This is a genomic window from Frateuria sp. (genome assembly GCF_013362045.1).
Taxonomy (GTDB): domain Bacteria; phylum Pseudomonadota; class Gammaproteobacteria; order Xanthomonadales; family Rhodanobacteraceae; genus Frateuria_A.
The window spans coordinates 1-7063 of sequence record NZ_JABFWW010000015.1; the positions used below are offsets into that span (position 1 = coordinate 1).

Here is a 7063-nt window from a genome sequence, read left to right on the forward strand (position 1 = left end):
GGTGCAGGAGTGCAGCGAACTGGATCCCGCCTTCCTGCCGGACGACCCGGCCAATGCCGCCACGCTGGCCGAACTCGCCGCGCGGCAGGGCATGAACCGCATGGCCGCGCGGCTCTGCCGGGGCTTCGTCAAGGCCTGGCCGAACGATGCACGTGCGCCGCAGTGCGCCTTGCTCGGCGCGCGCCTGCTCGGCGGCCCGCTCGGCCAGCCGGCCGAAGCGCTGGCCCTGCTCGGCCGGGCGGGTACGCCCGCCGCCGACCATCCGCTGCGCCCCGACCTCGACGCATTGGCCGCCCAGCTGCGGCAGACGGCAGGCGCGGCATGAGCCGCTGGCGCCCGCCCGGCCCGTCCTCCACCGCGATCGTCACGCGCGAGGGCTTCGAGAAACTCAAGGCCGAGCTCGACCATCTCTGGCACACGCTGCGCCCGGAAGTGGTCAAGGCACTGGCCGCCGCAGCGGCCGAAGGCGACCGCTCCGAGAACGCCGAGTACACCTACCGCAAGAAGCAGCTGGGAGAGATCGACCGGCGCGTGCGCTACCTCAGCAAGCGGATCCCGCAGCTCAAGGTGGCCGAGGGCGTACCGGCCGACCGGGAAACGGTGTTCTTCGGCGCACAGGTGGAACTGGAGAACACCGCCACCGGCGAGTCCGTGCGCTATCGAATCGTCGGCCCCGACGAAACCGACGCCCGGCGCGGCTGGATCAGCATCGACTCGCCGCTTGCCCGCGCCCTGCTGAAGAAGAAGCAGGACGACGAGTTCGAGGCGGAGCTGCCGTCCGGCCGCGCGCGTTTTGCCGTAACCGCCGTCGACTACGCCTCCGACTGACCGCGCCGGGTTCGGTCAACCCGTATCCGGCTGGGTGCCCAGCGCCGCCAGCTCCTGTCCCACGTACACGACCAGGAACAGACCCAGCAACACCAGGATCGCCGCCAGCAGCTTCTCGCCCACCGGGCCCGAATAGGCCTCCAACCGTTCGTGCGCGATGTCGCGGCGGTTGCGCAGGAAGCGCGCCGAGGCGAGCAGGATGATCAGCGCGCCGAACACGATCAGCAGCAGACCGACCCACTCGGTCGTGCGCAGGTGCAGGTGCAGCCTGTGCGCCGCGCGCGAGGCGTTCTGCGAGGCGTAGGTGATGAACAGGTCGAAGCGTTCGACCAGGAAACCGAACGCCATTACCGCGATCGCGGTGCGCACCCAGGCCAGGTAGGTGCGTTCGTTGGCGGCGTGGTCGTTGAAGCGGGGGATCACACCCAAGGACTCCGCGCATCGGCAGAGGTCCACTGTGCGGGGGCTTGCGTCAAGGGCTCGTGGCGTATGCGCCCGATGAGCGCAACATCCGTTACGCAGCGAGCGGCGCTGGATAGCTGCGCCCGGGCCGCAGTGGCCGATAGGACACGGCCTCGCGATGGAAGGCTTCGCTCGCGCTGCGCTCGTCCCAGCCCGGGAGCCCCGACAGGGGCAGCGGCCGGAGCTCCTGCGGGTCGCGCAGCAGGCATCCAGTGGCGATGGCCGTGGCAACGCGCTCGCATGCCGCCGCCGGGCCGCCTTTGCCCAGCACCACGACCGCCTTGCCCACCAGGGACCGTGCGGGCGTCAACGCGTGTTCGAGCAAGGCGTGCCCGAACACCACCAATTCCAGCGAACCATCCAGCCAGGCATCGCGGCGGCGCCAGAACAGGCCATGCCAGTCGTGCACATCCCACAGCGCGAGCAGGCCGGCGTCGCGCACCAGCACGATCACGCCGGCCTCGTCGAAATGCGTTAGCGCGCACTGCGGGCGCGTCCGCTGCCTGGGCCCGGCGTGGGCCATCTCGGCCACCTGCTGCGCGTTGAGCGCACGCTTGAGCGGCGCGTGGCGCAGCCATACCAGCGCGTTGAACAGGTCGTGCCAGTTGCGCTCGCGGGTGGCGATGGCGCCGGTCTCGGCAATGCGCTCTTCGTAATGGCGGCCGTCGGCGAGCAGGGCGGGGATCTGTGCCGTGAACCGCTCGCGCATGGCTGGCGGCCGACGAGCGTTGATCGTTGCGATGGCGGGCCACTCGGGGCCGTGCAGCAGGTCCGCGTATTCGCGCCAGGCATCCAGCGGCGGCCGTCCGAACACGGCCGGATCGACCGCCCCGCGCGCCGGCGCGACGTGGCGCATGGACAGCTAGACGACCTTCAGCAGCGGCTGTGCCAGGCGTGCATGCAGGTCGTGCTCGTCGGCACCCTCTACCGTCACCTGTACGAACTGGCCGGGCTTGAGCGCATGGCCATCGGCGACGTGCACCACGCCATCGATCTCCGGGGCGTCGGCAGAGGAACGCGCGATCGCGCCGCCCTCGCCTGCCTCGTCGACCAGCACGGTGATCGTCCGGCCGATCCTGCGCTGCAGCTTGGCGGCGGAAATTTCCGCCTGCACCGCCATGAAGCGCTCCAGCCGGTCTTCCTTCAGCTCCTCGGAAACCGGATCGGGCAGGTCGTTGGCGCGCGCGCCCTCCACCGGCGAATAGGCGAAGGCGCCGACGCGGTCGAGCTGCGCCTCGCGCAGGAAGTCGAGCAGTTCCTCGAACTCCGCGTCCGTCTCGCCGGGGAAGCCGACGATGAAGGTGCTGCGCAGGGTGAGCTCGGGCACGGCGGCCCGCCAGCTCCGGATGCGCTCCAGCGTCTTGTCGATGTTGCCCGGACGCTTCATCAGCCTGAGGATGCGCGGGCTGGCGTGCTGGAAGGGGATGTCCAGGTAGGGAAGGATCTTCCCTTCAGCCATCAGCGGCATCACCTCGTCCACGTGCGGATACGGGTAGACGTAGTGCAGGCGCGTCCATACGCCCAGCTCGGAGAGGCCCTGGCACAGCTCGGTCATGCGCGTGCGCCAGGCCTTGCCGCGCCATTCGCGCTCGGCGTACTTCAGGTCCACGCCGTAGGCGCTGGTGTCCTGCGAGATCACCAGCAGTTCCTTGACGCCGCCCTTGACCAGTTTTTCCGCCTCGATGAGCACCTGGTCGACCGGTCGCGAGACCAGGTCGCCGCGCATCGAAGGGATGATGCAGAAGCTGCAGCGGTGATTGCAGCCCTCCGAAATCTTCAGGTAAGCGTAGTGCTTGGGTGTGAGCTTGATCCCGGTGTCCGGGATGATGTCCAGCAGCGGGTTGTGCGTGGGCGGCAGCGCGGTGTGCACGGCGCTCATCACGCTGGCGTAGTCCTGCGGGCCGCTGATCGAGAGCACTTCCGGATACGCCTCGCGGATCAGCTCCGAACGCTTGCCCAGACAGCCGGTGACGATCACCTTGCCGTTCTCGTGCAAGGCCTCGCCGATGGCGTCCAGCGATTCCTGCACCGCCGCGTCGATGAAGCCGCAGGTGTTGACCACCACCGCGTCCGCCGCCTGGTAGCTGGGCACGATTTCGTAGCCCTCGACCTTGAGCTGGGTGAGGATGCGCTCGGAATCGACCAGCGCCTTGGGGCAACCGAGGCTGACGAAACCGATCCTGGGGGAGACCTGCGACATGGGGAGCTACCGCGGAAATGCCGGGAAAACCGGCGATTATAGGGGAACGGAGAACGGAGAACGGAGTACGGCAAAGCAGGCACCCGCAAGCCCATGGCCGCGCGTCCTTCACGTTCCCTGCTCCCCATTCCCTGTTCCCTGCCCCACTTACAATGTGCGGTACCAGCAGGAGCACCTCATGGGCGAGTCGATCAACATCCCCACCACCCGCACGCATTGCATCGGCGGCTACCTCGCCAGGCCGCAAGGCAGGCCGAAGGGCGGAGTGATCGTGATCCAGGAGATCTTCGGGGTCACCGCACACATCCGCAACGTGGCCGACCGCTTCGCCGCGGCGGGCTATACCGCGCTGGCGCCGGCGTTTTTCGACCACCTCGAAAGCGGCGTGGAACTGGGCTACGACAAGACAGGCATGGAGCGCGGCAAGTCGCTGGTGGCCGAACTGGGCCTGGACCGTGCGGTGGAAGACGTGGCCAGCGCGGCCGAGGCGATTTCCTCCGCGGGCCGCATCGGCACGGTCGGTTATTGCTGGGGCGGCACGGTGGCGCTGCTTTCGGCGCTGCGCCTGGGGTTGCCTTCGGTGAGCTATTACGGTGCGCGCAACGTGCCGTTCCTGGGCGAGAAGCCCAGGGCGCCGGTGATGTTCCATTTCGGCGAGAAGGACCCGAGCATTCCGCCCGAGGCGGTCGCCAGGCACCGCGAGCTGCTGCCACAGATGGAGCTCTATACCTACCCCGCCGGGCATGCCTTCAACCGCGACGTCGATCCGCACGCGTACGACGAGGCCAGCGCGAAGCTCGCCTGGCAGCGCACGCTCGCTTTCTTCGACCGCGAGCTGGCGGGCGCATGAACGCCGGGTTCCTGCTCGATCCGCGGCTGTCGGCCGATACCCGCCCGGTCGCCCGGCTGGACCTGTGCGAAGCGCGCCTGATGGACGATGCGCGCTTCGCCTGGCTGGTGCTGGTGCCCCAGCGCGCCGGCCTGGTCGAGGTCGCCGACCTGACGCCCTCGGAACGCACGCTGCTGTGGCACGAGGTCGACCGCGCCGGCGCCGCGCTGCAGGCGGTGGCGACGTGCGACAAGCTCAACCTCGGTGCACTGGGCAACGTCGTCCGGCAGTTGCACGTGCATGTGGTGGCGCGCCGCGAAGGCGATGCCGCCTGGCCTGGACCGGTATGGGGCAGCGGCGCGGCCGTGCCCTACGATCCAACTGCGCGCGATATGCTGGTGGAGCGCCTGCGCGAGGCGCTGCAAAGCCCGCGCTGAGCGGCACCCGCCACGCTCGGTGCCGCCGTGTGCGGGCCTCCACCATGCGGGGAGGCCCGAGCGGAACGACTACTGCTGCTGCGGATCGAAGCCGCCGCTGGATGCGTCCTTGCCCTTCTGCGAGTCGTTCATCTTGACCGGGGCGTGATAGTCCTCCAGCGCGCGCGCCTTGGTCTCCACCGGATTGATCTTCTTCAGCGTGCCGTCGTCGTCGTAGTACACGGCAAAGCCGTAGTCGAGCTGCATGCGCGCCATGAACTCCAGGTGCGCCTTGCGGATCTTGGAATCGTCGCTGGGCAGCAGCAGCACCGTCTTGGGCAGCTTGCCGACGTCCTTGAGGTAGGCGAAGTGGCTACCGGTATCCAGCGCGGAGAGCACGGCGCCGTCGACCAGGAACTGGCCGCTCTTGTAGGCCTTCAGGGTCACGTCGAACTTGCTCTGCGATTGCTCGATGGCGGTCCTGTCCTTGACGCTTTCGCGGTGGCAACCGGCCACCACCAGCAGGCTGCCGAACACAATCGCCGCGCCGGCTCGTTGCATCAGGGTCGAAAAGCGGGTCATGCGGATCTCCTGCAGGTGATTCGTGGTGGCCTGCGCAGTGTAGCGCCGGCGGGGAAGGCGGCATCCGGTGGGAACGACGGGCCGTTCAGCCGTGCTCAGGTACGCGGCAGGGTCACGCCCTGCTGACCCTGGTACTTGCCGCCGCGGTCCTTGTAGCTGGTCTCGCACTCCTCGTCCGATTCGAGGAAGAGCATCTGCGCCACGCCCTCGTTGGCGTAGATCTTGGCCGGCAGCGGCGTGGTGTTGGAGAACTCCAGCGTCACGTGGCCCTCCCACTCCGGCTCCAGCGGCGTGACGTTGACGATGATGCCGCAGCGCGCGTAGGTGCTCTTGCCCAGGCAGATGGTCAGCACCTTGCGCGGAATGCGGAAGTACTCGACCGTGCGCGCCAGCGCGAAGGAGTTGGGCGGGATGATGCACACATCCGCCTCGACGTCGACGAAGCTGGTCGGATCGAACGCCTTCGGATCGACGATGGTCGAATTGATGTTGGTGAAGATCTTGAACTCGCGCGCGCAGCGCACGTCGTAGCCGTAGCTCGAGGTGCCGTAGGACACCAGCTTGTTGCCCTCGCGCAGCTTCACCTGGCCCGGCTCGAACGGCTCGATCATGCCCTGGCTCTGGGCCATGCGGCGGATCCACTTGTCGGACTTGATGCTCACGCTTGCGCTCCATCGGTGGCCCGGTTGCCGGGCGCAAAGCGGGAAAAATACACGGTCCGGCGGCAACGGCGCCACCTACCCATCCCCGCGCAGGACTGTAAGGTGGACTTCGGCTACCGTACAGACGAAACCTTTGGTGGGCTGAAGCCCTAAGCGAAGAGCGCGTTTCCAAGCGCAGCCAGCATGGCGCGCAGTTCGGCGCTGCGCTCGGCGCTGGCCAGTACCTCTTCGCGGCTGCAGCCGGCGCCCGGCAGCGCCACGCCACACGACGCCCCGCCCAGTACACGCGCGGACATGGTCACGAGGATCTCCGCCAGCGCCTCCTGCGCATGGTGCGAACCGCGGCCGGAGGCGTTGAGCAGCGCCACCGGCTTGCCGGGAAACTCCAGGCTGCCGACCAGCCAGTCCAGCAGGTTCTTGAACGCGCCCGGCACGCCGTGGGCGTATTCCGGACAGGCGATCAGCAGCGCGTCGGTCTGCCCCACGCTCTCGCGCAGGGCGAGCACCGGCGCAGGCACGGCGGCGGCTTCGACGTCCGGATTGAACAGCGGCAAATCGTCCAGGCCCTGGTACAACACCAGTTCAAGCGTCGCTGGCGCCAGCGCCTGCGCCGCCTGCAGCGCCGCTGTGTTGGCCGAGTTGCGGCGCAGGCTGCCGGAGAGGCACAGCACCCGCTTGCGCGACGCACTCACGCCGAGGGTGCGTTCTGCACCACGATCTTGCCCAGCCCCAGCGACTTGTTGCGTGGCTGGCGCGAAAGGCGGCCCGCGGCGTTGCGCGCGATCTGGCGATAGCGCGCGGCCAGATCGGACTCGGGCATCGCCACTACCGTCGGCGTACCGCCGTCGGCCTGCTCGCGGATGCGGATGTCCAGCGGCAGCGAGCCCAGGTACGGCACTGCGTACCTGTCCGCCATGCGCGCGCCGCCGCCGGCGCCGAACACGTGTTCCTCGTGGCCGCAGTTGGAGCACACGTGCGTGGACATGTTCTCGACCAGGCCCAGCACCGGCACCTCGACCTTCTCGAACATCTTCAGCGCCTTGATCGCGTCGAGCAGCGCGATGTCCTGCGGCGTGGTGACGAT

At 68.5% G+C, this 7063-nt stretch carries 10 protein-coding genes and 1 pseudogene; 4 read left to right on the forward strand and 7 right to left on the reverse strand.

All coding sequences use genetic code 11. The annotated features are described in order from the left end of the window. Positions 1–325: pseudogene (locus HOQ08_RS00645) on the forward strand (hypothetical protein); the annotation flags it as partial. After that, a complete protein-coding gene (gene greB, locus HOQ08_RS00650; RefSeq protein ID WP_291189994.1) occupies positions 322–828 on the forward strand; it encodes a transcription elongation factor GreB in 507 nt (168 codons plus the stop codon). The pseudogene HOQ08_RS00645 and the gene greB, both read left to right, overlap by 4 nt. Positions 829–843: 15 nt before the next feature. On the opposite strand, the gene HOQ08_RS00655 is transcribed toward greB, so the two are convergent. From HOQ08_RS00655 to rimO, 3 genes are all read right to left on the reverse strand, one after another. Beyond that, complete coding sequence (locus HOQ08_RS00655) at positions 844–1251, reverse strand: DUF202 domain-containing protein (protein WP_291190023.1); 408 nt, start codon at positions 1249–1251, stop codon at positions 844–846. 91 nt (positions 1252–1342) lie between these two features. Then, on the reverse strand, positions 1343–2146 hold the full coding sequence (locus HOQ08_RS00660; protein ID WP_291189998.1) for a DUF3025 domain-containing protein: 804 nt from the start codon (positions 2144–2146) through the stop codon (positions 1343–1345). A 6-nt stretch (positions 2147–2152) separates the two neighbouring features. Continuing rightward, a complete protein-coding gene (gene rimO, locus HOQ08_RS00665) occupies positions 2153–3490 on the reverse strand; it encodes a 30S ribosomal protein S12 methylthiotransferase RimO (RefSeq protein ID WP_291190001.1) in 1338 nt (445 codons plus the stop codon). A gap of 178 nt (positions 3491–3668) precedes the next feature. Between rimO and HOQ08_RS00670 the strand changes: the two genes are divergently transcribed. Both HOQ08_RS00670 and HOQ08_RS00675 read left to right on the forward strand, forming a co-directional pair. Beyond that, positions 3669–4340 (forward strand): dienelactone hydrolase family protein, encoded by a 672-nt coding sequence (locus HOQ08_RS00670; protein WP_291190004.1) that lies wholly within the window; start codon positions 3669–3671, stop codon positions 4338–4340. Continuing rightward, positions 4337–4756 (forward strand): HIT domain-containing protein, encoded by a 420-nt coding sequence (locus HOQ08_RS00675; protein WP_291190007.1) that lies wholly within the window; start codon positions 4337–4339, stop codon positions 4754–4756. Before HOQ08_RS00670 ends, HOQ08_RS00675 begins: the two co-directional genes overlap by 4 nt. Before the next feature lie 69 nt (positions 4757–4825). On the opposite strand, the gene HOQ08_RS00680 is transcribed toward HOQ08_RS00675, so the two are convergent. From HOQ08_RS00680 to HOQ08_RS00695, 4 genes are all read right to left on the reverse strand, one after another. Beyond that, on the reverse strand, positions 4826–5317 hold the full coding sequence (locus HOQ08_RS00680) for a hypothetical protein (RefSeq protein ID WP_291190010.1): 492 nt from the start codon (positions 5315–5317) through the stop codon (positions 4826–4828). A gap of 95 nt (positions 5318–5412) precedes the next feature. Next, positions 5413–5979 carry a dCTP deaminase gene (gene dcd, locus HOQ08_RS00685; RefSeq protein WP_291190014.1) on the reverse strand — a complete coding sequence of 189 codons (567 nt, stop codon included), beginning with the start codon at positions 5977–5979 and terminating at the stop codon, positions 5413–5415. A gap of 149 nt (positions 5980–6128) precedes the next feature. Beyond that, positions 6129–6671: an NADPH-dependent FMN reductase gene (locus HOQ08_RS00690; protein ID WP_291190017.1), complete on the reverse strand. Its 543-nt coding sequence runs from the start codon at positions 6669–6671 to the stop codon at positions 6129–6131. Continuing rightward, the coding region (locus tag HOQ08_RS00695) for a P-loop NTPase (protein ID WP_291190020.1) at positions 6668–7063 on the reverse strand (396 nt) is incomplete at its 5' end. The genes HOQ08_RS00690 and HOQ08_RS00695, both read right to left, overlap by 4 nt.

Bases quoted from the DNA above. Each gene is read 5' to 3' on its own strand.
- greB (WP_291189994.1), top strand. From the start codon at position 322: ATGAGCCGCTGGCGCCCGCCCGGCCCGTCCTCCACCGCGATCGTCACG.
- HOQ08_RS00660 (WP_291189998.1), bottom strand. From the start codon at position 2,146: ATGCGCCACGTCGCGCCGGCGCGCGGGGCGGTCGATCCGGCCGTGTTC.
- rimO (WP_291190001.1), bottom strand. From the start codon at position 3,490: ATGTCGCAGGTCTCCCCCAGGATCGGTTTCGTCAGCCTCGGTTGCCCC.
- HOQ08_RS00670 (WP_291190004.1), top strand. From the start codon at position 3,669: ATGGGCGAGTCGATCAACATCCCCACCACCCGCACGCATTGCATCGGC.
- HOQ08_RS00675 (WP_291190007.1), top strand. From the start codon at position 4,337: ATGAACGCCGGGTTCCTGCTCGATCCGCGGCTGTCGGCCGATACCCGC.
- HOQ08_RS00680 (WP_291190010.1), bottom strand. From the start codon at position 5,317: ATGACCCGCTTTTCGACCCTGATGCAACGAGCCGGCGCGGCGATTGTG.